This window comes from uncultured Sphingomonas sp. (genome assembly GCF_936927845.1).
Lineage (GTDB): Bacteria > Pseudomonadota > Alphaproteobacteria > Sphingomonadales > Sphingomonadaceae > Sphingomonas.
The window spans coordinates 52,812-74,504 of record NZ_CAKZHV010000060.1; the positions used below are offsets into that span (position 1 = coordinate 52,812).

Below are 21,693 nucleotides of genomic sequence, written 5' to 3' on the forward strand. Positions count from 1 at the left end.
CCGATTGAAGCGGGGCCCCGGATCAAGTCCGGGGTGACGATGGTGAAGCGCATTACTCAGGCGACATGCGCCAGCCTAATCTCCCCTCGCTTCCAGGGAGGAGAGCGCGTCAGCGCCCCACGAAGCGCCAGCGTTGAAAGCCCCTTACGCCGCCTCCGCGTCCAGCCCGTACGCCGTGTGCAGCACGCGCACCGCCAGTTCGGTCTCGTCCTCATGGATCAGCACGCTGACCTTGATCTCGCTGGTCGAGATGGCGAGGATGTTGATCCCGCGCGCGCCCAGTGTCTCGAACATCGTCGAGGCGACGCCCGCGTGGCTGCGCATGCCAACGCCGACGACGCTGATCTTCGCCACCCGCGTGTCGTGGATCAGCTCGCCGAAACCGATCTCGGCGCGCGCCTGATTGAGCGCCTCGATCGAGCGCGGCAGGTCGGCCGACGGCACGGTGAAGGTGACATCGGTCGCGCTGGTCGATCCGCTGCTCCTGTGCGCGATGTTCTGGATGATCATGTCGACGTTGATGTTCGCTGCCGACAGCGGCGCGAAGATCGCCGCGACCGAGCCGGGCTTGTCGGGCACGCCCGTCAGCGTGATCTTGGCCTCGTTCTTGTCGTGCGCGATGCCGGTGATGAGCTGGCGTTCCACGTCTTCGATCTCCTCTTCGCCCACGATCATCGTGCCGGGCAATGTATCCGCCGCGGGTGCATCCTCGCCGGTCAGCGAGGACAATACCTGCACGCGCACCTGTTCCTTCATCGCGAGCCCGACCGAACGCGTCTGCAACACCTTTGCGCCGACTGACGCCAGTTCGAGCATCTCCTCATACGTTACCTGACGCAGCTTGCGCGCGCGCGGCACGATGCGCGGGTCGGTGGTGTAGACGCCGTCGACGTCCGTGTAGATGTCGCAGCGGTCCGCCTTCATCGCCGCCGCGACCGCAACCGCCGAGGTGTCCGACCCGCCGCGGCCCAGCGTCGTGATCCGCCCGTCTTCGCTCACGCCCTGGAACCCCGGGATCACCGCCACCTCGCCCGCCGACAGGCTCGCGTTCAGCGCTTCGGTGTCGATCTCCCCGATCCGCGCCTTGGCGAACGCCTGGTCGGTGTGGATCGGCAATTGCCACCCCAGCCACGACCGCGCGCTGACCCCGATCGCCTGCAGCGCGATCGCGAGCAATCCGCTCGTCACCTGCTCGCCCGAGGCGACGACGACGTCATACTCGCGCGGATCGTACAAGGGCGACGCCTCGCGGCAGAAGCCGACCAGCCGATCGGTCTCGCCCGCCATGGCGGAGACGACCACCGCCACCTCGTTGCCCGCGTCGTGCTCGCGTTTGACGCGCGCGGCGACCGAACGGATGCGCTCGATGCCCGCCATCGAGGTGCCGCCGAACTTCATCACGATGCGCGCCATGCCGCTGGTCCAAACGCCTTGGGGTAAGAGGGCGGTCCTGATAGGATCGCGCCATGACGACCGCAACCGTAACAACCGCGACGACCTCCAGCCCGGTTCACGCATCGGTGATTGACCGCGAGGCGGCGCATTTCGGGCGCATGGCGGCGGAATGGTGGGATCCGAAGGGTTCGTCGGCGATGCTCCACCGCCTCAACCCGGTCCGGCTGCGCTACATCCGCCAACGCGTCGACAGCCACTGGGATCTGGACGATCAAAGCTTTCAGGCGCTGCGTGGGTGCCGCGTGCTCGACGTCGGCTGCGGCGCGGGGCTGCTCGCCGAACCGCTCGCAAGGCTGGGCGCCAGCGTCACCGCGATCGACGCGGCGGGCGAGAGCATCTCGGTTGCGCGCGACCATGCCTCACGCCGCGGGCTCGCGATCGACTACCGCGTCGGCGGCGTCGAGGCAGCGGCGGGCGAGCGTTTCGACCTCGTCACCTCGATGGAGGTGATCGAGCACGTTGCCGACCCCGTCGCCTTCGTGCGCGGGCTCGCCGACGCGGTCGCGCCTGGCGGCTTGCTCGTCATGTCGACGCCCAACCGCACCTGGCTGACCCGCCTGGCGTTGGTGGAGGGGGCGGAGCGCACCGGCGTCATCCCGCGCGGCACGCACGATTGGGACAAGTTCCTCACCCCCGAGGAACTCGCGGCGATGGTGCGCGACGCGGGGCTGGAGGTGATCGACACGACCGGGCTGATCCTGTCGGCGAGCGGGTTCGCGCTCGGTCAATCGACCACGCTCGATTACTTCCTGACTGCACGGCGCGCAGACGAAGGATCGTCGCATCAAGTCGCCACGGTCACGCTGCCCAACCCGGTGGTGACCTCACACACAACTGTATGAGCGCTGCCGCGCAATCCGGTGAAGCAGGCTAATGAGCGATCAACGATTGGTGCTGACACTAATGCGGCGCACCAGACCTGCGTTTGGTGGTGCCTGAACGAACGTCATGAGGCGGTCGTAACCCTCGCCACCGCAACACGACCATAAGCTAGCGACTGCAGCGATAGACGAGAAAAGTTGATTACCCGCGCGGCGACGCCTTCGCGGCCTTTGCCCATTGCGGCGCACTCGAACGGCAGGTCGCGCTGATCACCGGAAACGAAAGGTCGTTGTTGCGCGCGAGTGCCGCCGGCATCGCCGCCTGACACTGCGCCACGTTGCTGTAGCGCACCGTGTCGACTCGCGCCTCCGTGCACGCGGTGTTTGCATCACCGCAGCCCATGATCGCCATGACGAAGAACGCAGCTTCCATGATCCGCCCTTTCCTACGTCGTTCAAAACGCGGGATTAGTAGAGGGGTTCCATCTGCACTATTGACAAGCCTGGGGCTTTGCGCCGTTCCGGATCAACCCTGCGCGCATTGACGAAGCAGGTCGCGCACCCGACATCACGCGCAATGCCTCCCGATCCGACCGTCAAGACCGGCCCGGAGCGTCCGCTGCTGCCGACGATCCGCCGTTTCCTCCCCGATCTGTGGCCCAGCGACGCGCCCGGCATGAAGCTGCGCGTGGCAGGCGCCATGACGCTCGTCATCGCGTCGAAACTCGTCCAGGTCTATGGCGCGCCCTTCGCGCTCCAGGGCGCGATCGACGGGATGGGGGTCGCTACCACCCCCGTCTCGCTCGTGGTGCTGCTGATCCTCGGCTACGCCGCCGCGCGCTTCGGCTCGACACTGTTCGACAACCTTCGCAACACCGTGTTCGAGCGCGTCGGTCAGGAAGCGACCCGCCGCCTCGCCGCGCGCGTGTTCCGCCACCTTCACCAGCTATCGCTGCGCTTCCACCTCGAACGTCGTACGGGCGCGGTGACCAAGGTGGTCGAGCGCGGGACCAAGAGCATCGACACGATGCTCTACTTCCTCCTGTTCAACATCGCGCCGACGATCCTCGAACTCGCGCTGGTGCTCGGCATTTTCTGGGTGAAGTTCGGCTGGCCGCTCGTCGCCGCCACGCTGGTGATGGTCGCGGTCTACATCTGGTTCACGCGCATGGTGACCGACTGGCGCTCGAGCTTGCGCGAACGGATGAACGACCTCGACACCGGCGCGGTCGCGCACGCGGTCGACTCGCTGCTGAACTTCGAGACCGTCAAATATTTCGGCGCGGAGGAGCGCGAGGCGCGCCGCTACGACAATGCCATGCGCTCCTACGCCGATGCCGCGGTCAAGTCGGAGAACAGCCTCGCGTGGCTGAACGTCGGACAGGCGTTCATCACCAACCTGATGCTCGGCGCCGGCATGGCCTATGTCGCCTGGGGCTGGAGCCAGGGGCGCTTCACCGCGGGCAACGTCGTGCTCGTCTCGACGCTCCTGTCACAGCTGTTCCGCCCGCTCGACCTGCTCGGCATGGTCTATCGCACCATCCGTCAGGGGGTGATCGACATGGGCGCGATGTTCGACCTGATCGACACGCCGTCCGAGGTCACCGACGCCCCCTCCGCGCAGCCGCTGTCAGTGGCGCGCGGTCACGTCCGGTTCGAAAACGTACGCTTCGGCTACGACGCCGACATGCCGATCCTGAAAGGCATCGACCTCGACGTCGCGCCGGGCAGCACTGTCGCGGTGGTCGGCCCCTCGGGCGCGGGCAAGTCGACGCTCGCGCGGCTGATGTACCGTTTTTACGATCTGACCGGCGGGCGCATCACGATCGACGGACAGGACATCGCAGCAGTGACGCAGGCGAGCTTACGCGCCGCGATCGGCATCGTGCCGCAGGACACGGTGTTGTTCAACGACACGATCGGCTACAACATCGCCTACGGCCGCGCCGACGCGACCCAGTCCGAGATCGAGGGCGCAGCCAAGGGTGCGGCGATCGCCGGGTTCATCGAACGCCAGCCCGACGGTTATGCGACACGCGTCGGCGAGCGCGGGCTGAAACTGTCGGGCGGCGAGAAGCAGCGCGTCGCGATTGCGCGCACCCTGCTCAAGAACCCGCCGGTGCTGATCCTCGACGAGGCGACCAGCGCACTCGACAGCCGCACCGAGGCCGAGATCATGGACACGCTGGAGGCGATCGAGCGCGGGCGCACCACCATCGTCATCGCGCATCGCCTGTCGACCATCGTCCACGCCGACCAGATCGTTGTGCTCGAGGCTGGGCAGATCGTCGAGCGCGGCACCCACGCCGAGTTGCTCCGTCGCGGCGGGCTCTACGCCGAGATGTGGGAGCGCCAGGCCAACGAACGCGAAGAGGCGGAAGCAGAGGCGGCGTGACCCTTCCTCTCTCCTCCCTGACAAGGGAGGGGCCGGGGGTGGGTAGGTGCAACACGAAGCGCCGCCGCCCGCAAGGGAACGCTAGCCCTCTCTTCTTAGGCAGGAAAGCAGCTCCCCCTGCGCAGCCGATCGTTCACCACACCGTCAGCCACCCTGCCCTAATCGTTGCACAACATTGCGCTTACCCTTGAAGCGCACCGCGCCCGGGTGCATCACACGCACCATACACGCCCCAAGAGGAACAACGATGCGTCTGCTCGCTGCCACTGCCCTGATGACCCTGATGTCGACCACCGCGATCGCCCAGACGGCCGCGCCCAGCGCCGCAGCGAATACGGCGCTACCCGCCTCCAACCCGTTCGCGCAGCCCAGCACCCTGCCGCTTCAGGCGCCGCCGTTCGACCGTATCAAGAGCAGCGACTACGCCCCCGCGCTCCTCGCCGGGATGGCGCAGCAGCGCGCGGAGATCAACGCGATCACCCGCCACCGCTCGGCCCCGACGTTCGAGAACACGATCGCCGCAATGGAGCGTTCGGGCCGCCTGCTCGAGCGCGCCAGCATGGCGTTCTACGGCGTCGTCGGCGCCAACACCGACGACACGCTGCAGAAGACGCAGGCCGACCTCGCGCCGAAGTTCGCGGCGCATCAGGACGCGATCAACCTCGACCCGGCGCTCTTCGCGCGCGTGAAGACGCTCTACGACCAGCGCCAGTCGCTGCGCCTCGACCCCGAGCAATTGCAGGTCCTGACCCTCACTTACGAGGGGATGGTCCGCGCCGGCGCACAGCTCTCGGCGGCCGACAAGCAGACGCTCAGCCAGTACAACAGCCAGCTCTCGACGCTGGAGACCGCGTTCCAGCAGAAGCTGCTCGCCGCCGCCAAGGCCGGTGCGCTTGTCGTCGATGACCGTGCCAAGCTCGCCGGGCTGTCCGACGCGGAGATCGCCGCGGCCGCCGACGCCGCCAAGGCGCGCGGGCTGGACGGCAAGTACGTGCTGACGCTCCAGAACACGACGCAGCAGCCCGAACTCGCCACCATGAAGGACCGCGCGACGCGCGAGGCGTTGTTCAACGCCAGCTGGACCCGCGCGAGCAAGGGTGACGCGAACGACACCCGCCAGACGATTGCGCAGATCGCGCTGCTCCGCGCGCAAAAGGCCAAGCTGCTCGGCTTCCGAACCTGGGCCGATTACGTCCTTCAGGACCAGATGGCGAAGAACCCGAAGACCGCGCTCGGCTTCATGCAGCAGCTCGGAACCCCGGTGGCCGCCGAGCAGCGCCGCGAGGCCGCCGAGCTCCAGGCGCAGATCAAGGCAACCGGCGGCAACTTCCAGTTGAAGCCCTGGGACTGGGACTTCTACTCGGAGCAGGTCCGCAGGGCGAAGTACGACCTCAACCAGGACGAGCTGAAACCCTATTTTGAGATCAACAAGGTGCTGACCGACGGCGTGTTCTACGCCGCCAACCAGCTCTACGGCCTGAACTTCAAGCGTCGCACCGATATCCCCGTCTACCAGCCCGACGTGATGGTCTACGAAGTGACCGAGGAGAATGGCGCGGTCGTCGGCCTGATGTATTTCGACTATTGGAAGCGCGACAACAAGAACGGCGGCGCGTGGATGTCGAACTTCGTCAACCAGTCGCGGCTGAACGGCACCAAGCCCGTCATCTACAACGTCGCCAATTTCACCAAGCCGTCGGCGGGTCAGCCCGCGCTGATCAGCTTCGATGACGTGACGACGATGTTCCACGAATTCGGCCACGCCTTGCACGGCCTGTTCGCCAACCAGACCTATCCCAGCGTCTCGGGCACCAACACCGCGCGCGACTTCGTCGAGTTCCCGTCACAGTTCAACGAACACTGGGCGCTCGATCCCAAGGTGCTGCCGCACTACGCCGTCAACTACAAGACCGGCGCGGTGATCCCGCAAGCGCTTGTCGATAAGATCAAGCGCGCTGGCACGTTCAACTCGGGCTATTCGTTCGGCGAGGCGCTCGCCGCGGCCGAGATGGACATGAGCTGGCACTCGCTGACCGCGGCGCAAGGGCTGCAGAACGCCGATGCATTCGAGCAGAAGGCGCTCGCCGCCACCGGGCTCGACGTGGCGGACGTGCCGCCGCGCTACCGCTCGCCCTATTTCCTCCACATCTGGGGCAACGGCTATTCGGCCGGCTATTACGCCTATAGCTGGACCAAGATGCTGAGCGCGAACGCGTTCAACTGGTTCGAGCAGCACGGCGGCATGACGCGCGCGAACGGCCAGCGTTTCCGCGACATGATCCTGTCGAAGGGTCACACGATGGATTACGCGCCGATGTTCCGCGCCTTCAACGGTGCCGACCCGCAGGTCGCGCCGCTGCTGAAGGACCTGGGCCTGAACGCCGACGGCTCGCGCGTCGCGCCGAGCACCGGCGCCACGCCCAACAGCGACGGCCCGGTCCCGACCGCGCCCGCCCCGCGCCCCCCCGCACCGGGCAAGATCGGCAAGTAACGCCTAACCAGCCACCGTCACCCCGGGCTCGACGCCGGGGTGACGGGCGGCACCTCACCCCAGCATGTCGCGCGTCTCGGGGTGCTTCTCCATATACGCCCGCACGAAACGGCACTGCGGCACCACCTTCAACCCGCGATCGCGCGCGGAGTCGAGCGCCGCCTGGATCAGCTTGGATGCGACGCCGCGCCCCTCGATCTCGGGCGGCACCTCGGTATGCGTGAACACGATCGTGTCGCCCTCCAACTGATACGCCGCGACTGCCCGGTACCCGTCGACGGTCAGTTCGAACTCCTGCTCGGCCTTGTTGTCGATCACGCTCTTCATATCGCTTCCCTTCGTCGCGAGCCCCAACGCCTCGCCCCGCTCGCCTGTTGCGCGACACGCCCGCAATACCGATAGGGATGCGGTGAACGACCCCAGGCACGAATTACAACGCATCTTCGGCTTTCCCGACTTCCGCGGCGTCCAGCGGCAGGTGGTCGACCGCACGCTCGCCGGGCAGCGCACGCTCGCCGTCATGCCGACGGGTGCGGGCAAGTCGCTGACCTACCAGCTTCCCGCCGCGATGCTGCCGGGCACCTGCGTCGTCGTGTCGCCGCTGATCGCGCTGATGCACGACCAGTTGCGCGCTGCCGAAGCCGTTGGCCTCGCCGCCGCGACGCTCACCAGCGTCGACGAAAACCGCGCCGAGACGATGCAGCGTTTCCGCGACGGTCAGCTCGACCTGCTCTACGTCGCACCCGAACGCGCCTCGAACACGAGCTTTCGCGATCTGCTCTCCGCCGCCCCGCTCGCGCTGTTCGCGATCGACGAGGCGCACTGCGTCAGCGAATGGGGCCACGATTTCCGTCCCGACTACCGCCTACTGCGCCCGCTGCTCGACAGCTTCCCCGATGTGCCGCGTCTGGCACTCACCGCGACCGCCGACGCGCACACCCGCGCCGACATCCTGGAACAGCTCGGCATCCCGCCCGAGGGGATGATCGTCGCAGGGTTCGACCGCCCCAACATCCGCTACACGATCCAGCCGAAGGACAATCTCACCCGCCAGATCGCCGACGTGGTACGCGACACAGAGGGCCCCGGCATCGTCTACGTCCAGACGCGCGCCGCGACCGAGAAGATGGCCGCCGCGCTCGCCGTCACCGGCCGCCCGACCCGCGCCTATCACGCCGGGCTCGACCCCGCGATCCGCGCCAAGAACCAGCGCGATTTCGTCGCATCCGAGGACATGGTGATGTGCGCCACCGTCGCGTTCGGGATGGGGATCGACAAGCCCGACGTCCGCTTCGTCGCGCATGCCGGGCTGCCCAAGTCGATCGAGGCCTATTACCAGGAAACCGGCCGCGCCGGACGCGACGGCGACCCGTCGGTCGCGCATTTGTTCTGGGGCGCGGAGGACTTCGCCCGCGCGCGACAACGCATCGCCGAGATGGAGCCCGAGCGCCACGCCGGCGAGCGTCAGCGCCTCGCCAGCCTCGGTGCACTGGTCGAAACCGCGGGCTGCCGCCGCGCGATTCTCCTGCGCCACTTCGGCGAGAACCCGCCCGCCACGTGCGGCAATTGCGACAACTGCCTCTCCCCCCCGCGCTCGACCGACGCGACCGAAGTCGCGCGCAAATATCTCTCGGCGGTGTTCCGCACCGGTCAGATGTTCGGCATGGGCTATATCGAGAGCGTGCTGACCGCGAAGTCGAGCGAGCGCAGCCTGATGAACGGGCATGAGCAACTCTCGGTCTGGGGCATCGTCGAGGGCGACGACGCCGCGCTGCTGAAACCGGTCGGCCGCGCGCTCCTGCTGCGCGACGCGCTGCGCACCAACGAACACGGCGGATTAGAATTCGGCCCCGGCGCGCGCGCGATCCTCAAAGGAGAGGCCGACGTCGCCCTGCTCGAAGCGCCCGCGCGCACCAAACGCCGCCGCGGCTCGGGCTCGGGCACCGCCAACCCGACCGACGATCCGCTGTTCGAGGCGCTCCGCGCGCGTCGCCGCGATCTCGCCAAGGAACAGGGCGTGCCCCCCTACGTCATCTTCCACGACTCGGTCCTGCGCGAGATGGCCGAGGCCCGCCCGCGCGACGCCTGGGCATTGGGGCGGATCACCGGCGTCGGCCAGCGCAAGCTCGACGCCTATGGCGACGCCTTCCTCCAGGTCATCCGCGAACAGGGCTGAGCGCTTAGGCCCCCCCTGAAAGGGAGGGGCTGGGGGCGGGTCGGCTGCGGGGACGGTCCCACCCACCTCCGACCCCTCCCTTCCAGGGAGGGGAGAGGCGCGCGTATCTCGACGCCGCCGGGCAATTTGTCCCTCACACCCTCGTGACGCACGCCCCGCCATCGCCTATCGCCACGCCCATGGACATCCGCCGCATCGACGCGCGCATCGCCGTCTCGCCCCAGATCGACCCGGCCGACATCCCCGCGATCAAGGCGGCGGGCTACAGCGCAATCATCAACAATCGCCCCGATGGCGAGGAAGCCGGCCAGCCATCGGGTGACGCAGTCCGCGCCGCGGCGGAGGACGCCGGGCTCGCCTACACCTCAATCCCCGTCACCCACGCCGGCTTCTCACACCCGCAGGTCGCCGCGATGATCGACGCGATGGCGCAGGCGAATGGCCCCGTGCTCGCCTACTGCCGCTCGGGCACGCGCTCGTGCAACCTGTGGGCGCTCGCCGCCGCGGGGCTCGGCGAGGATCAGGACGCGCTCGTCGGCAAGGGCGCGGAGGCGGGCTACGACCTGAACGGCCTGCGCCCGCTGATGGACGCGGTCGCGCCCGATCGGGGTGACCAACACCAGTGACCACGCGTTCGGCAAGGGCCGCGTGATGCTGGGGTTCGGCCGCCCCAATCGCCTGCTGCGCTCGCCCGACGAGGTTATCGGCGCGATTACGGAGACGGGCACTGCCTTCGCCGCGATCGACGCGCTCGTCTCCCATGACGGGCGCTCGGGGCTGGCGATCGACGCGCGCGGCGGCGTGCTCGCGGTCCGCCTGCGCGGCGCACGCGCGATCGCGCAGGTCCTACCCTGGACCGCGCTGCGCCAGACGGTCGAGGGAATCGTGATCGAGGGCGACCGCCGCTTCGGCACCGTCACGCTGATCGGCATCACCGCACTCGACGTCCGCCGCCTCGGCCAGCCAGAACACAGCCCCGACGATCAAGGCGCGTAACCTTCCACGCTCTCCGCGCGTTCACGCTGCGCGAACAGGAGAGCAGACGATGGCGAGCACCCCCGATCCCCGTCCCGACCACGGCGAACACGATCCCGAACAGACCGGCGTCGAGCCGACCGAGGCCGACGGCATCGCCAACCCCGAACAGCCGCCGATGGATGACGACGCCTCCGGCCTCCCCGACAAGGAAGGCGACCAGTTAGGCGATTTCGCCTGACCACGCGCGCGGCGCTCATCCGACGAGGATCAGCGCCGCACCCATCAGGATCGCTGAGACCGCCGCGACGCGCTGCACGGTCAATTGCTCGCCCAGCGCGAACACCCCGATCAGCAGCGCGGTGACCATTCCCGTCTCGCGCAGCGCGGCGAGCGGCGCGGTCGGCCCCATCGACAAGGCGATCAGCGCCAGGCCATAGGTCACGATCGACAGCGCGCCCGCGGTCGCCCCGGCGCGCCACTGCCGCCGCACCGCGCGCAGCATCGCACCGCCGCCGATCGCGGTGAACATCACCACCGACAGCGCTCCGATCAGCACGAAGTCCCAGACGATATAGCTCGCGACGCTCGGCGCCGCGCGGACGCCGTGCGCGTCGGCAACCGTATAGGCGGCGGTCATCGAGCCCGTCAGCATCGCCCAGCCGAGTGCCGCGCGTGTCAGGTGTCGCGCCATCCCCAGCATCAGCATCGCCCCGCCGATCAGCACGATGCCGGCGACCTGGCTCATGCCGACACGCTCGCCCGCGACCCCGATCGCCACTGCCGCGGTGACCAGCGGCGCGGTGCCGCGCAGCACCGGATAGGCCGCGGAAAAGTCCGCCACCGTGTAGGTGCGGATCATCGCGTACAGATAGACGACGTGGACGACCGCGCTCACCGCCAGCCAGTTCCACGCCCCGCTCGGCCATGGCACCCATGCAATCGCGGGCAGCAGCAGCAGCGCGCTGACCCCATCGGTCGCCGCGCGCCCGGCCATGATGGCGTGACCGCCCGATCCGCCCGCCGCCGCACCGCCGCGGCCTTTCACGATCGCGTTGACGATCGCGTGGATCGACCCCGACGCCACCATCATCCCAGCGGCGATCAGATAGGCATCCATCGCCCGCCAGCCTGGCGCGCGGGCGCTGCCCGCGTCAACGCCTCAGCCTCGGCGCGCACCCGCGTCAGGTCACCAGCTTGCGCAGCCCTTTGATCGTGTCCGCCTCGTGCGCGGGCTTGTCGGTGCGGATGCGCGCGATGCGGGGGAAGCGCATCGCCAGCCCCGATTTGTGTCGTTTCGATTCGTGGATCGAATCGAACGCGATTTCCAGCACCAGCGACCGCTCGACCTCGCGCACCGGGCCGAAGCGGTTGGTGGTGTGGTGCCGCACGAAGCGGTCGAGCTGGCGCAGTTCCTCGTCGGTGATCCCCTGATACGCCTTGCCGACCGGCAACAGCTCACCCTCGCCCGCCGCCCCGCCGGTCCAACAGCCGAAGGTGTAGTCGCTGTAATAGGATGATCGCCGCCCGTTGCCGCGCTGCGCGTACATCATCACGCAATCGGCGGTCAGCGGATCGCGCTTCCACTTGTACCACAGCCCCGCGCGCCGCCCCGCGACATAGGGCGCATCGCGGCGCTTGAGCATCATGCCCTCGATCGCGGCGTCGCGCGCGCCCATGCGGATGGCCTCGAGCGCGGTGAAATCCTCTGCCTCGACCACCGCCGACAGGTCGAAACGATCGGGGTCGAGCCGCGGCATAAACGCCTCCAGCCGCGTCCGCCGCTCGGTCCAGCCCAGCGCGCGCAAATCCTCCGCGCCGTCGAACAATATGTCGTACAGCCGCACGAACGCCGGGCTTTCTTCCAGCATCTTCGCCGACACGACCTTCCGCCCGAGCCGCTGCTGCAGCGCGTTGAAGCTCGCCGCACCCCCGCCGTCCTCGAGCGTGCCGCCCTGCACGTCGCCCTTCACCATCAACTCGCCGTCGAGCACGCCGGGCGTCCGGAACGCCGCCGCCACGTCGGGAAAGGCGCGCGTCACGTCGTCGCCGGTGCGGCTGTAGAGCCGCGTCTCGCCGCGCCCGTCCGCACCCACGACATGAACGAGTTGGACGCGAATACCATCCCACTTCCACTCCGCGACATAGTCGGACAGGTCGACGCGCAGGTCCTCCAGCGGGTGCGCCAGCATGAACGGGCGAAACACCGGCACGTCGGCGGGCGTCGGCTGCTCGCCCTGCCCTTCGGCCCAGGCGAACAGCGTCGGGTACGGCGGCTCCAGCCCGTGCCACACCTCCTCCACCGCATCGACGTCGAGCCCGAACGCGTCCGCCAGCGCCTGCTTGGCCAGCCGCGACGACACGCCGACGCGCAAAGACCCCGTCGCCATCTTGAGCAGCGCGAACCGCTCCTCCGCGTCCAACCGGTCGAGCATTCCCGCCAGCACGCCGCCCGCATCCGATCGCGACAGGTGCATCAACCGGTCGATCACCGCGGACACGGTGAGCGGCTCGGCGTCCACCACGTCCGCAGGCTCGGGCCACAGCAGCGCGATCGTCTCCGCCGTGTCGCCGACATATTCCCGGCTCATCCGGAACAGCACCGGATCGAACCGTTCTTCGATCAGCGCGCGCAACAGCGCCGGCTTGACGCCCGGCAGGTCGAGGTCCCCCGTCAATGCCGCCATCGCCCAGCCGCGATCGGGATCGGGCGTCACACGCAGGTAATCGCCGATCAGTTTCAACTTGGCGTTGCGCGACCGGGTATAGATCAGCGAGTCGAGAAGCTGCGCGAAGGCGTGCATGGGGGCGTAACGATCGCACGAGCCGCGGGCTCCCGCGCTGACCTAGCATTAGGCTGCCCGCGTGAAGAGCCTGGGCGCGTCCGCAGCGTTGCGACGTGAACGCTAAGCTGATCGCCGCTCGACGACTAGCTGCGATCAGGATGCGCGCTTGGCGTCGATCACAGCATCGCGCAGGCGTACCATCTCGGAAAAGGCCCGATCGCCGCCCGCGAAGAACGCCTGCAACGATGCGGCGTGTTCCTGCTCGATCTGCGCGCGGGTTGGCGCCGGTGCACCGGGCAGCGGTGGCGGTCCCATGCACTCGAACACCGTGTTTCGGTCAGCCCTGGCGCGCTTCGCCACGGCCCGCTTGTAATCGGCGGCGAGCTTGGTGCGGCGCAGCGATTGGACAAAGACACGGTCGCGATCCGCCCTGGCACGCACATAAGCGTCGACGTCGGCGGGCGCGCAATGCGGAACGACGAACATCTGGTAATTTTTGACCGCTTCACGAAACTCTGCCCGCGTGGCCTCCGTCGAACCGACCCGCGCGGAGGCGTGTTCCGACACTAGCAACCCCACCGCAACGATCCACGCGTGCCGCATGATGCTATGATCCTTCACCGTTCCTCAGCCGGAACGATAACCTGGTGAGGCAGCAACGTAGCAACATCCTGCGCAACCACATAGCACCCCAGAGACGTGCATCCATCGGGTGAACGACACCCTTGCGCCCGCGCGCGCCGCCCGTACACCGCCGCGCCATGCGCCGCCGTCTGCTCCTCGTCCTCACCGCCCTGCCCGCGCTCATCGCGGCGGCATTCGCATTCGGCGTGTGGAACGCGCGCGCGGACCCGGTCATCCGTCGCGAGACGATCGAGCTCGGTGACTGGCCCGCGGGCGCCGCACCGGTCAGCGTCGCGGTGATGAGCGACATTCACATCGGCAGCATGGCAATGGACGAGGCGCGGCTGACGCGCATCGTTGCGCAGGTGAACGCGCTCCGCCCCGATCTCGTGCTGATCGCGGGCGATTTCATCAACGGCTACGGCGCTCAGGATGCGCTCGACGTGACGGACGCGCTCACCGCGGCGCTGTCGCACCTGCGCGCGCCACTGGGCGTCGTCGCGGTGCCGGGTAATCACGACCACGGCACCAGCATTGTTGCGGTGCGCGATGCACTCACCCGTGCCGGCGTCACCGTGCTCGCCAATCGCGCCTTGCGCCTGGGCCCGCTCGCGATCGGCGGCGTCGACGACGATTACAGCCGCGCCGATGACCTGCCCGCCACGATGGCGGCGCTGGGTCGTGCAGGCGGCGCGGCATTGCTGCTCACCCACTCGCCCGATCTAGCGACCAAATTGCCCGCGAATGCGCCGTTCATGATCGCCGGGCACACGCATTGCGGACAGGTCCGCCTGCCCGTGATCGGCCCGCCGATCCTGCCCGTACGCACGCACCACCGTTTCCTGTGCGGGCTGGTGCGCGACCACGGGCACCAAATACTCGTCACCGCCGGGCTCGGCACCAGCGACGTGCCCGTCCGCTGGCGCGCACCGCCGGACGTATGGCTGCTCACCCTCGGTCCGGTACGCGCGCGATAGGAGTGACGGCGCCGTCGATCAGCGCCGCCATGACCGTCCCTCAGCCCTTGCGGCTCGCCTCGAACAGGAACCAGGCGCGCTCCTCGGCCTGATCGATCCAGTCGTCGGCGAGGCTCGACGTCGCGGTGTCGTTGGCTTCCTCCGCCTTCTCTCGCGCGCGGCGCAGCGCCTCGACGAGCTTCAGATTGTCCTCACGCAGCTCGGCCAGCATGTCGTCGGGCGAGACGAACTCGCGGTCGTTGTCAGCCACCTGCTGGCGCCGGCTGATGTCGCCGATCGAACGCAGCGTGGTGTTGCCGGTCTTGCGCACCCGCTCGGCGATCGCGTCGGTCACGCCCAAGATCTGCGCCGCCTGATCGTCGAGCATCAGATGATAGTCGCGGAAATGCGGGCCAGACACGTGCCAGTGGAAGTTCTTGGTCTTGAGATAGATCGCGAAACAATCCGCCAGCGCGACGTTCAGCGCGTCGGCCGCGGTCATCGTGTCGTTGCGGGCAAGGTCGGTCGGGGTTGCAAGCTTGGGGTCGATGTCGGCCACGGCGCTGGGTCTCCGGTGATGCGTTGATTTCGCCTCCACAACGGTCGCGCGCTCAAAACGCTCCCGCTAGACCAACCTGAGCGCGTTGAGGCCGATCACCACCCCCGCAATCAGCAGGATCGCCGCCGCCGCGATCCGCAACGCCTTGAGCGGCAGCCGCAGCCATCCCGCCTCGCCCAGCGCGACGGCAACGACGTTGACCGCCGCGCCGCCGATCACCGCACCGACCATCGCCGCCCAGGGAAGCGTGCTGCGCCCGGCCAGCGCCGCGACGACGAACTGCATCCGATCGCCGAAGGCCATGATGACGAGCCCCGCGATGCTGGTGAAGGCGGGGCCGGTACGCCACCCGTCCAGAGCGTCGGGCCGCTTGAACCGAACCCCGGTTCCCGCACCCGCCAGCACGAGCGCGAGTGCCAGCAGCAGCAACCGCGCTTCCGGCGTCAGCAGCGCGGTTACCGCCAGTCCGGCCGCCACTCCGATCGCGTAATTGACGCTGAGCGCCACCACCGCCGCCGCGACCACCAGCGCCGGCGAGCGGAACCGGTCGGCGAAGATCGCCGCCAGCCACGGCGTCTTGTCGGATATCTGGCAGATCGCGCCCAGCACGATCGCCGCCATCAACGCGTCCACCGCGTCAGCCCGCGCGCCTCACGCCGCGAAACGCACCTGGCACGCCGCCGCGAACGTGTCGGAGGCGGCCGCATCCTGGCGCTCGCAGAGCACCGCCTCGCCCAGCATCGCCAGCCAGGCATGGACGATCGGCCCGTGATCGCCCCGCGCCAGCGCGCGCTCCAACTGCTGCGCGACCGCGAGCGCGGGCAGCATGCCGTGCGCGCGCGCCACGCGGCGGATCTGGTCGACCTCGCCCGCCAGCTTCGCCGGCCCGCTGCGCCACTCGATCGCCGCCACGCGCCGCGCCAGATCGGCCCTGATCGCCGCCGCTCCGTCCGTTTCCTGCCGCCCCGTCTGCATGCCCCACCCCGCTTGTTCTCGCCCGCTTCATGCGCCCGACAGGGTTAACGCGCCGCTAAATGCAGCGACCGATCGCTGGCGCGACGCACGCGCCTTGACTTGGGGTCACGAATCCGTCATTCGCCCTCACCAGACGCGGCAAGGCAGCCCAGCGGGCACGCCTCGCCGCTTTTTGTTTTCTATTCGTGCACAGGATACGGTCATGGCAAAGCCGACCACCGTCAAGATCAAGCTCGTCAGCTCGGCCGACACCGGGTTCTTCTACGTCACCAAGAAGAATCCGCGCACCCAGACCGAGAAGCTCTCCTTCCGCAAGTACGATCCTGTCGTGCGCAAGCACGTCGACTTCAAGGAAGCCAAGATCAAGTAATCCGCACCGGCGGCCCCTCGCCGCCCGCGCGATTACGTCAGGGTTCCGAAACCGCGGTGGAGCGATCCACCGCGGTTTTGTCGTATGCGCAGGTAACCCGCTCACCAGGAGGGAGAGGAGGTCACACTAGCGCGCCTACCGCCTGCATGAACCGCGCAAGGCTGATCGGTTTCGACACATACGCGTCCGCCCCCGCCGCGCGGATGCGCTCCTCGTCCTCGCGCCCCGAATAAGCGGTCACCGCCATGATCGGTATGTGGCGCAGCGCCTCGTCCGCCTTCAGCTCCAGGATCAGTTCGTATCCCGTGACGTGCGGCATCTGGATGTCCATGATAATCAGGTCGGGCATCACCTCGCGCGCGCGCGCCACCGCCTCGCGCCCGTCGCGCACCGCCTCGGCCGCGAAGTCGTGCGCGCGCAACAGGTCGCAGAACAGCTTCAGGTTCAGTTCGTTGTCCTCGACAACGAGCACCCTTTTTGCCACGCGATCATTCACCCCCATCGAACCTCGTGAGAGATAGGCAATGCGTGAGCCGCTGACAAATAGGAACGCGGCCGATCCCGACGTCGCCGCCGCGCTGGCGCTCTCCGCGCTCGCCTGGGTCCTGTCGGACGACGATCGCGCCGGGCGGCTGCTGACGCTGACGGGCCTCGCCCCCGGCGACCTGCGAGAGCGGCTGGGCGAACCCGCGGTGCTCGCCGCCGTGCTCACCTATCTTGAAAGCTACGAACCCGATCTGATCGCCTGCGCGCACGAATTGGATGTCCGCCCCGAAGCATTGGTCGCCGCGCGCGCGACGCTGGAGCATTCATGAACCGACCCCTGCTCATCACCGACTGCGACGAGGTCCTTGTCCACATGGTCCGCCACTTCGCCGACTGGCTTGGCGAGGCGCACGAGGTCGACTTCACCTTCGGCTCGTGGGAACTGGCGAAGAACATGCGCCGCCGCTCGGGCGAGGCACTCAGCCAGGAGGAAATGTACGGCTTCCTCCACGGCTTCTTCCCCGAACAGATGCACCGCCAGACGATTGTCCCGCACGCGCGTGAGGCGATCGCGGCGCTCGGGTGTCAGGCCGACGTCGTGATCCTCACCAACCTGCAACAGCAATGCCAGACGCACCGCGTCGAACAGCTCGCCGCCTTCGGGATCGAGCACCGCGTCGTCTGCAACCAGGGCGGCAAGGGCGGCCCCGTCGCCGCGCTCGTCGCCGAATATGGCCCTAGCGTCGCGGTGTTCGTCGACGACCTGCCCGTCCATCACCAATCCGTCGCCGATCACGCTCCCGAGGTCTGGCGGCTCCACATGGTGTCCGAACCGCAACTCGCCGCCGGTATCGCCCCCGCGCCCGCCGCGCACGCGCGCATCGACGACTGGCAGGAGGGTCAGTCGTGGATCGAGGCGCGCTTCGCTGCCGCCGAGCCCGCCCCGCCGGTCGAGGCGTTCGCCACCACTTGACCTCTCGGGTCACCGCGCCCAATCCGCAGCCCATGACCGATCAGATCGACCGCAAACTCGCCGACCTCGGGCTCGAACTGCCCCAGGCCGCCGCCCCCGTCGCTTCCTATACGCCCCTCGTGGAAGCGGGCGGGCTGCTCCACATCTCGGGCCAGTTGCCCTTCAAGGACGGGCAGATCATCACCGGGCGCCTGGGTGACGACGTCAGCCTAGAGGCGGGCCAGGAGGCGGCACGCGCCTGCGGCCTGATGCTCGTCGCGCAGATCCGCCAGCACCTCGGCAACCTCCAACACGTCAAGCGGATCGTGAAGCTCGGCGTGTTCGTCAACTCGACCCCCGACTTCACCGACCAGCCCAAGGTCGCGAACGGCGCATCCGACCTGATGACCGCCTTGTTCGGCGACGCGGGCAAGCACGCCCGCTCCGCGGTCGGCGTCGCGGTCCTGCCGCTCGGCGCCGCGGTCGAGGTCGACGCCATCGTCGAGATCGAACGCTCGCTGTAAGCCGCCTGCTCCCCTCCCCGACAAAGGAGGGGCCGTGGCTGGGTGGGTTGCGCACTCCCCGTTGAACCGGAGCACCGACCTTCTCCTCCCGTCATCCCGGGCTCGACCCGGGATCCCGCTTCTCTTCCTCACCTGTCAAAGAAAACGGGATCCCGGATCAAGTCTGGGGTGACGAAGGTGATCTAACAAGCCAGCCGCGCGCGAACGCTGCTCGCCACCACGAGCATACCCCTACCCCTCATCCCCACCCGCCCCTATCTTGGCGCGCAATGACCGCCATCACCGCACGGATCGCCGACGGCGTCGCCCAGATACCCGCCGCCGAATGGGATGCCTGCGCCGGCACCGCCAATCCGTTCACCACCCACGCCTTCCTGAAGGCACTGGAAGACTCAGGCAGCGTCGGCGGGCGCAGCGGCTGGCAGCCGATCCCGCTGATCGTCGACGGCGACGACAATGTGCCGATCGCCGTCGCGCCGGCCTATGCCAAGAGCCACAGCCAGGGCGAGTACGTCTTCGACCACGCCTGGGCCGATGCCTGGACGCGCGCCGGCGGCGATTATTACCCCAAGCTACAGGTCGCCGCCCCCTTCACGCCCGTCCCCGGCCCACGCCTGCTGCTGCGCGACCCCGCCGCCGCGCCGTCGCTGATCGCCGCGATCGAGGCGGTGACGCGCCAGCACGACCTTTCCTCCGCACACGCCACCTTCGTCGCGCCCGACCAATTACCGCTGTTCGAGGCCGCCGGCTGGCTGATCCGCGAGGGCACGCAATTCCACTGGCAGAATGAGGGCTACGCGACCTTCGACGACTTCCTCGCCGCGCTCGCCAGTCGCAAGCGCAAGGCGATCCGCAAGGAGCGTAGCCTCGCGGTCGAGGGCCTGACGATCCGCCACCTGACCGGTGCGGAGATCGGCGCGCGCGAATGGGACGCCTTCTGGACCTTCTATCAGGACACCGGCAGCCGGAAATGGGGGACGCCTTACCTGAAACGGGCCTTCTTCCCGCTGCTGGGCGAGGCGATGGGCGACCGCGTGCTGCTGATCCTGGCCGAGCGCGACAGCGTACCGATCGCGGGTGCACTCAACCTGATCGGCGCGGACGCGCTCTACGGCCGCTACTGGGGCTGCACCGAGGACGTGCCCTTCCTCCACTTCGAGCTCTGCTATTATCAGGCGATCGATGCCGCGATCGCGCGGGGATTGAAGACCGTCGAGGCGGGAGCGCAGGGCGAACACAAGCTCGCCCGCGGCTATTCCCCCGTCCCCACCTGGTCGGCGCATTTCATCCCCGACCCAGGCTTCCGCCACGCGGTCGCCGACTTCCTGATACGCGAACGCGCCGCGGTCGAGCGTGACCAGGAGTTCTTAGGCCAGATGACGCCGTTCAAGCGCGGCTAAATGAGACAAGCTCGCCTCTCTGGAAGAGAGGGGCCGGGGGTGGGTAGGCGCAGCTCGGACCGCCTCCCCAGCGAAACGCCGCCTATTTCCCGATCGCGCCGCTCGCGATCAATCGCTCGCGCCGCCGCCGCATGAACTCGACTATGTAGTGCGGGATACCCAGTTCCTCGTCGCTCGCCTCCGGCGCGGGCACCGCGTGATCGATGCGGAACAGCACCGACGCGCTCGTCGACGATCGCCACACTGGCACCAGCCCCGGGGCGAAGCGCGCGTCCCACTTGGGCGGGCGGATCAGCCAGACATAGTCGAACGCGTCGCGCGGCAGCCGCGCGATCGCGTAATTGACCGGCCGCCACCATTCGCCGCGGCAGCGGACCGGCGTCACGATCTGCGTCGGATCGTGCGCGTAACCGCCGGCGGCGTCGTAGCGCACGGTCAGCAACTGCCCACCCGCCATCGACCATTGATCGTCGGTGTACGCCAGCCGCCGCTCAAGTGCGAGCGCGGGCATGTGCTCCAGCCGGCTCATGCGCCAGTCGTTGTGGCAATTGTGCCCGACGAACGACAACAGCCGCGCGCCGACCGGCACGTGGTCGAGCGCGACCAGTTCCTGATCGTAATCGCGATCGAACTGCGCGAAGCTGATCGTGGTGCCCGCAATGCGCACCAGGAAAAAGGCGAAGCCCACCGCGGCCAGCACGTTCGCGTGGCGGAACGACTGGCCGGGCTTGGGCCGGATCGCGATCACCGCGATCGCCAGCATGAAGGGGGCAAGCCGCATGTCGGCATAGGCCGATCCGAACACGATCCGCGGCAGCAGGATGAACACCGCCAGCATGAACAGCGCCGACAGGCCCAGATGGCGCGAATAGGTGATCCGCGGATCGCGCAACGCTTTGAACAGCACCAGGTAGATCACCGCCACGCTCGCGACGTCGAACCACAGCCAGCGGTCGCGCAGCGCCATCAGCACCCACATGATCTTGGTGCGCCAGTAGAAGAAGTCGGCCGTCTGCCCGGTCACGTCCGCGCCCGATCGCCACGCAACCATCAACACCATCGGCAGCGCGAGCGGCACGCAGCCGAGGCCAGCACGGAACCAGCTCGCCACCCAATGCCCCGACTGGCGATCCTTGCGCAGGTCGTGCTGGCGGATCATCTCGGCCGAAAAGGCGAGCACGCCCAGCACGCCCCAGCCGAAGGTGTGACATACCCAGAGCAGGCACGACAGCGGCACGAACACGATCGCGCGCAGTCGCAACCGCCCCAGCCGCGCCATCCGCAGCCACAGCGCGAACAGGCACAGCGCCAGCCCCATCGACAGCGCGAAATTCACGAACCCGAACTGGAACGGATATCCATAGGCGAGCGGCAGCGCGAACAGCGCAGTCGCCGGGATACGTCCCTGCACCTCGCGCGCGATCCACAGGAACCCCGCGACAGTCAGCGCGGGGATCGCCATCACGATCAGCTTGACCGCCGGCTCCAGACCGATGATCGGCGCTAGCGGCTCGATCAGCAGGTCGACGCCTAGGTTACCGATCAGCGACCATTCGAAATTGTACCAGTCCGCCAGCCACGCGTGCGCGCCGCGGTCGAGCTGGACGCGGTAGCGCCCCATGTGCCCGGGCAGGTCGACGATCGGCGGAATGTCGGGCCAGATCAGCGGCACGCACGCGATCAGCGCCGCCAGCACGACGAACCACCTAGTCTGCCACCAGTGCCGCTCCCCCGCGTTCATCGGCAAC

General features: G+C 68.2%; 24 protein-coding genes. 13 read left to right on the forward strand and 11 right to left on the reverse strand.

Features of this window, described 5'->3' with window-relative positions; all coding sequences use genetic code 11:
• Positions 1–144: 144 nt before the first annotated feature.
• Positions 145–1,413, reverse strand: coding sequence for an aspartate kinase (locus Q0579_RS12095; RefSeq protein WP_298812636.1), 1,269 nt, complete (start codon positions 1,411–1,413; stop codon positions 145–147).
• 53 nt (positions 1,414–1,466) lie between these two features.
• On the opposite strand from Q0579_RS12095, the gene ubiG reads away from it, so the two are divergent.
• Positions 1,467–2,297, forward strand: coding sequence for a bifunctional 2-polyprenyl-6-hydroxyphenol methylase/3-demethylubiquinol 3-O-methyltransferase UbiG (ubiG, locus tag Q0579_RS12100; RefSeq protein WP_298812638.1), 831 nt, complete (start codon positions 1,467–1,469; stop codon positions 2,295–2,297).
• A 181-nt stretch (positions 2,298–2,478) separates the two neighbouring features.
• On the opposite strand, the gene Q0579_RS12105 is transcribed toward ubiG, so the two are convergent.
• On the reverse strand, positions 2,479–2,709 hold the full coding sequence (locus tag Q0579_RS12105; RefSeq protein ID WP_298812641.1) for a hypothetical protein: 231 nt from the start codon (positions 2,707–2,709) through the stop codon (positions 2,479–2,481).
• Between the two features lie 144 nt (positions 2,710–2,853).
• Here Q0579_RS12105 and Q0579_RS12110 point away from each other — a divergent pair, with 144 nt between their 5' ends.
• A complete protein-coding gene (locus tag Q0579_RS12110) occupies positions 2,854–4,671 on the forward strand; it encodes an ABC transporter ATP-binding protein/permease (RefSeq protein ID WP_298813154.1) in 1,818 nt (605 codons plus the stop codon).
• Between the two features lie 247 nt (positions 4,672–4,918).
• On the forward strand, positions 4,919–7,162 hold the full coding sequence (locus tag Q0579_RS12115) for a M3 family metallopeptidase (RefSeq protein ID WP_298812644.1): 2,244 nt from the start codon (positions 4,919–4,921) through the stop codon (positions 7,160–7,162).
• Between the two features lie 54 nt (positions 7,163–7,216).
• Here the strand turns inward: Q0579_RS12115 and Q0579_RS12120 are convergent, their stop codons facing one another.
• Positions 7,217–7,489: a GNAT family N-acetyltransferase gene (locus tag Q0579_RS12120; RefSeq protein WP_298812645.1), complete on the reverse strand. Its 273-nt coding sequence runs from the start codon at positions 7,487–7,489 to the stop codon at positions 7,217–7,219.
• 82 nt (positions 7,490–7,571) lie between these two features.
• Here Q0579_RS12120 and recQ point away from each other — a divergent pair, with 82 nt between their 5' ends.
• From recQ to Q0579_RS12140, 4 genes are all read left to right on the forward strand, one after another.
• Positions 7,572–9,338, forward strand: a complete 1,767-nt coding sequence (gene recQ, locus Q0579_RS12125; RefSeq protein WP_298812648.1) for a DNA helicase RecQ — start codon at positions 7,572–7,574, stop codon at positions 9,336–9,338.
• Between the two features lie 179 nt (positions 9,339–9,517).
• Positions 9,518–9,964 (forward strand): TIGR01244 family sulfur transferase, encoded by a 447-nt coding sequence (locus tag Q0579_RS12130; RefSeq protein WP_298812650.1) that lies wholly within the window; start codon positions 9,518–9,520, stop codon positions 9,962–9,964.
• Complete coding sequence (locus tag Q0579_RS12135; protein ID WP_298812652.1) at positions 9,948–10,334, forward strand: hypothetical protein; 387 nt, start codon at positions 9,948–9,950, stop codon at positions 10,332–10,334. The genes Q0579_RS12130 and Q0579_RS12135 overlap by 17 nt, the downstream gene beginning before the upstream one ends.
• Before the next feature lie 49 nt (positions 10,335–10,383).
• Positions 10,384–10,554, forward strand: a complete 171-nt coding sequence (locus Q0579_RS12140; protein WP_298812655.1) for a hypothetical protein — start codon at positions 10,384–10,386, stop codon at positions 10,552–10,554.
• A 15-nt stretch (positions 10,555–10,569) separates the two neighbouring features.
• Here the strand turns inward: Q0579_RS12140 and Q0579_RS12145 are convergent, their stop codons facing one another.
• The 3 genes from Q0579_RS12145 to Q0579_RS12155 all read right to left on the reverse strand — a co-directional run bounded on the left by Q0579_RS12145 (position 10,570) and on the right by Q0579_RS12155 (position 13,702).
• Positions 10,570–11,433, reverse strand: a complete 864-nt coding sequence (locus Q0579_RS12145) for a DMT family transporter (RefSeq protein WP_298812657.1) — start codon at positions 11,431–11,433, stop codon at positions 10,570–10,572.
• Positions 11,434–11,497: 64 nt separating this feature from the next.
• Positions 11,498–13,117 (reverse strand): cisplatin damage response ATP-dependent DNA ligase, encoded by a 1,620-nt coding sequence (locus Q0579_RS12150; RefSeq protein ID WP_298812659.1) that lies wholly within the window; start codon positions 13,115–13,117, stop codon positions 11,498–11,500.
• 135 nt (positions 13,118–13,252) lie between these two features.
• On the reverse strand, positions 13,253–13,702 hold the full coding sequence (locus Q0579_RS12155) for a hypothetical protein (RefSeq protein ID WP_298812661.1): 450 nt from the start codon (positions 13,700–13,702) through the stop codon (positions 13,253–13,255).
• Between the two features lie 158 nt (positions 13,703–13,860).
• Between Q0579_RS12155 and Q0579_RS12160 the strand changes: the two genes are divergently transcribed.
• On the forward strand, positions 13,861–14,700 hold the full coding sequence (locus tag Q0579_RS12160) for a metallophosphoesterase (protein ID WP_298812663.1): 840 nt from the start codon (positions 13,861–13,863) through the stop codon (positions 14,698–14,700).
• Between the two features lie 40 nt (positions 14,701–14,740).
• Here the strand turns inward: Q0579_RS12160 and Q0579_RS12165 are convergent, their stop codons facing one another.
• The 3 genes from Q0579_RS12165 to Q0579_RS12175 all read right to left on the reverse strand — a co-directional run bounded on the left by Q0579_RS12165 (position 14,741) and on the right by Q0579_RS12175 (position 16,213).
• Positions 14,741–15,181, reverse strand: a complete 441-nt coding sequence (locus Q0579_RS12165; protein WP_294189947.1) for a DNA starvation/stationary phase protection protein — start codon at positions 15,179–15,181, stop codon at positions 14,741–14,743.
• A gap of 123 nt (positions 15,182–15,304) precedes the next feature.
• Entirely contained in the window at positions 15,305–15,871 is a 567-nt protein-coding gene (locus Q0579_RS12170) for a TMEM165/GDT1 family protein (protein ID WP_298812666.1), read from the reverse strand.
• Between the two features lie 18 nt (positions 15,872–15,889).
• Positions 15,890–16,213: a hypothetical protein gene (locus tag Q0579_RS12175; RefSeq protein ID WP_298812668.1), complete on the reverse strand. Its 324-nt coding sequence runs from the start codon at positions 16,211–16,213 to the stop codon at positions 15,890–15,892.
• A 202-nt stretch (positions 16,214–16,415) separates the two neighbouring features.
• On the opposite strand from Q0579_RS12175, the gene rpmG reads away from it, so the two are divergent.
• A complete protein-coding gene (gene rpmG, locus Q0579_RS12180) occupies positions 16,416–16,583 on the forward strand; it encodes a 50S ribosomal protein L33 (RefSeq protein WP_019516727.1) in 168 nt (55 codons plus the stop codon).
• 121 nt (positions 16,584–16,704) lie between these two features.
• Here the strand turns inward: rpmG and Q0579_RS12185 are convergent, their stop codons facing one another.
• Positions 16,705–17,067 carry a response regulator gene (locus Q0579_RS12185; protein ID WP_298812671.1) on the reverse strand — a complete coding sequence of 121 codons (363 nt, stop codon included), beginning with the start codon at positions 17,065–17,067 and terminating at the stop codon, positions 16,705–16,707.
• Positions 17,068–17,107: 40 nt separating this feature from the next.
• On the opposite strand from Q0579_RS12185, the gene Q0579_RS12190 reads away from it, so the two are divergent.
• The 4 genes from Q0579_RS12190 to Q0579_RS12205 all read left to right on the forward strand — a co-directional run bounded on the left by Q0579_RS12190 (position 17,108) and on the right by Q0579_RS12205 (position 19,945).
• On the forward strand, positions 17,108–17,398 hold the full coding sequence (locus Q0579_RS12190; RefSeq protein WP_298812674.1) for a DUF3572 domain-containing protein: 291 nt from the start codon (positions 17,108–17,110) through the stop codon (positions 17,396–17,398).
• Positions 17,395–18,042: an HAD family hydrolase gene (locus Q0579_RS12195; RefSeq protein WP_298812676.1), complete on the forward strand. Its 648-nt coding sequence runs from the start codon at positions 17,395–17,397 to the stop codon at positions 18,040–18,042. Before Q0579_RS12190 ends, Q0579_RS12195 begins: the two co-directional genes overlap by 4 nt.
• A 32-nt stretch (positions 18,043–18,074) precedes the next feature.
• Positions 18,075–18,545 carry a RidA family protein gene (locus tag Q0579_RS12200; protein WP_298812678.1) on the forward strand — a complete coding sequence of 157 codons (471 nt, stop codon included), beginning with the start codon at positions 18,075–18,077 and terminating at the stop codon, positions 18,543–18,545.
• A gap of 269 nt (positions 18,546–18,814) precedes the next feature.
• Positions 18,815–19,945 (forward strand): GNAT family N-acetyltransferase, encoded by a 1,131-nt coding sequence (locus Q0579_RS12205; RefSeq protein WP_298812681.1) that lies wholly within the window; start codon positions 18,815–18,817, stop codon positions 19,943–19,945.
• An 82-nt stretch (positions 19,946–20,027) separates the two neighbouring features.
• On the opposite strand, the gene Q0579_RS12210 is transcribed toward Q0579_RS12205, so the two are convergent.
• Positions 20,028–21,686: a hypothetical protein gene (locus Q0579_RS12210; RefSeq protein ID WP_298812684.1), complete on the reverse strand. Its 1,659-nt coding sequence runs from the start codon at positions 21,684–21,686 to the stop codon at positions 20,028–20,030.
• Between the last annotated feature and the right edge of the window lie 7 nt (positions 21,687–21,693).

What these genes read in the sequence shown, in the direction of transcription:
- Q0579_RS12095 (WP_298812636.1), bottom strand. Translation starts at nt 1,413, where the DNA reads ATGGCGCGCATCGTGATGAAGTTCGGCGGCACCTCGATGGCGGGCATC.
- ubiG (WP_298812638.1), top strand. Translation starts at nt 1,467, where the DNA reads ATGACGACCGCAACCGTAACAACCGCGACGACCTCCAGCCCGGTTCAC.
- Q0579_RS12105 (WP_298812641.1), bottom strand. Translation starts at nt 2,709, where the DNA reads ATGGAAGCTGCGTTCTTCGTCATGGCGATCATGGGCTGCGGTGATGCA.
- Q0579_RS12110 (WP_298813154.1), top strand. Translation starts at nt 2,854, where the DNA reads ATGCCTCCCGATCCGACCGTCAAGACCGGCCCGGAGCGTCCGCTGCTG.
- Q0579_RS12115 (WP_298812644.1), top strand. Translation starts at nt 4,919, where the DNA reads ATGCGTCTGCTCGCTGCCACTGCCCTGATGACCCTGATGTCGACCACC.
- Q0579_RS12120 (WP_298812645.1), bottom strand. Translation starts at nt 7,489, where the DNA reads ATGAAGAGCGTGATCGACAACAAGGCCGAGCAGGAGTTCGAACTGACC.
- Q0579_RS12130 (WP_298812650.1), top strand. Translation starts at nt 9,518, where the DNA reads ATGGACATCCGCCGCATCGACGCGCGCATCGCCGTCTCGCCCCAGATC.
- Q0579_RS12140 (WP_298812655.1), top strand. Translation starts at nt 10,384, where the DNA reads ATGGCGAGCACCCCCGATCCCCGTCCCGACCACGGCGAACACGATCCC.
- Q0579_RS12145 (WP_298812657.1), bottom strand. Translation starts at nt 11,433, where the DNA reads ATGGATGCCTATCTGATCGCCGCTGGGATGATGGTGGCGTCGGGGTCG.
- Q0579_RS12150 (WP_298812659.1), bottom strand. Translation starts at nt 13,117, where the DNA reads ATGCACGCCTTCGCGCAGCTTCTCGACTCGCTGATCTATACCCGGTCG.
- Q0579_RS12155 (WP_298812661.1), bottom strand. Translation starts at nt 13,702, where the DNA reads ATGCGGCACGCGTGGATCGTTGCGGTGGGGTTGCTAGTGTCGGAACAC.
- Q0579_RS12160 (WP_298812663.1), top strand. Translation starts at nt 13,861, where the DNA reads ATGCGCCGCCGTCTGCTCCTCGTCCTCACCGCCCTGCCCGCGCTCATC.
- Q0579_RS12165 (WP_294189947.1), bottom strand. Translation starts at nt 15,181, where the DNA reads ATGACCGCGGCCGACGCGCTGAACGTCGCGCTGGCGGATTGTTTCGCG.
- Q0579_RS12175 (WP_298812668.1), bottom strand. Translation starts at nt 16,213, where the DNA reads ATGCAGACGGGGCGGCAGGAAACGGACGGAGCGGCGGCGATCAGGGCC.
- rpmG (WP_019516727.1), top strand. Translation starts at nt 16,416, where the DNA reads ATGGCAAAGCCGACCACCGTCAAGATCAAGCTCGTCAGCTCGGCCGAC.
- Q0579_RS12190 (WP_298812674.1), top strand. Translation starts at nt 17,108, where the DNA reads ATGCGTGAGCCGCTGACAAATAGGAACGCGGCCGATCCCGACGTCGCC.
- Q0579_RS12195 (WP_298812676.1), top strand. Translation starts at nt 17,395, where the DNA reads ATGAACCGACCCCTGCTCATCACCGACTGCGACGAGGTCCTTGTCCAC.
- Q0579_RS12200 (WP_298812678.1), top strand. Translation starts at nt 18,075, where the DNA reads ATGACCGATCAGATCGACCGCAAACTCGCCGACCTCGGGCTCGAACTG.
- Q0579_RS12205 (WP_298812681.1), top strand. Translation starts at nt 18,815, where the DNA reads ATGACCGCCATCACCGCACGGATCGCCGACGGCGTCGCCCAGATACCC.
- Q0579_RS12210 (WP_298812684.1), bottom strand. Translation starts at nt 21,686, where the DNA reads ATGAACGCGGGGGAGCGGCACTGGTGGCAGACTAGGTGGTTCGTCGTG.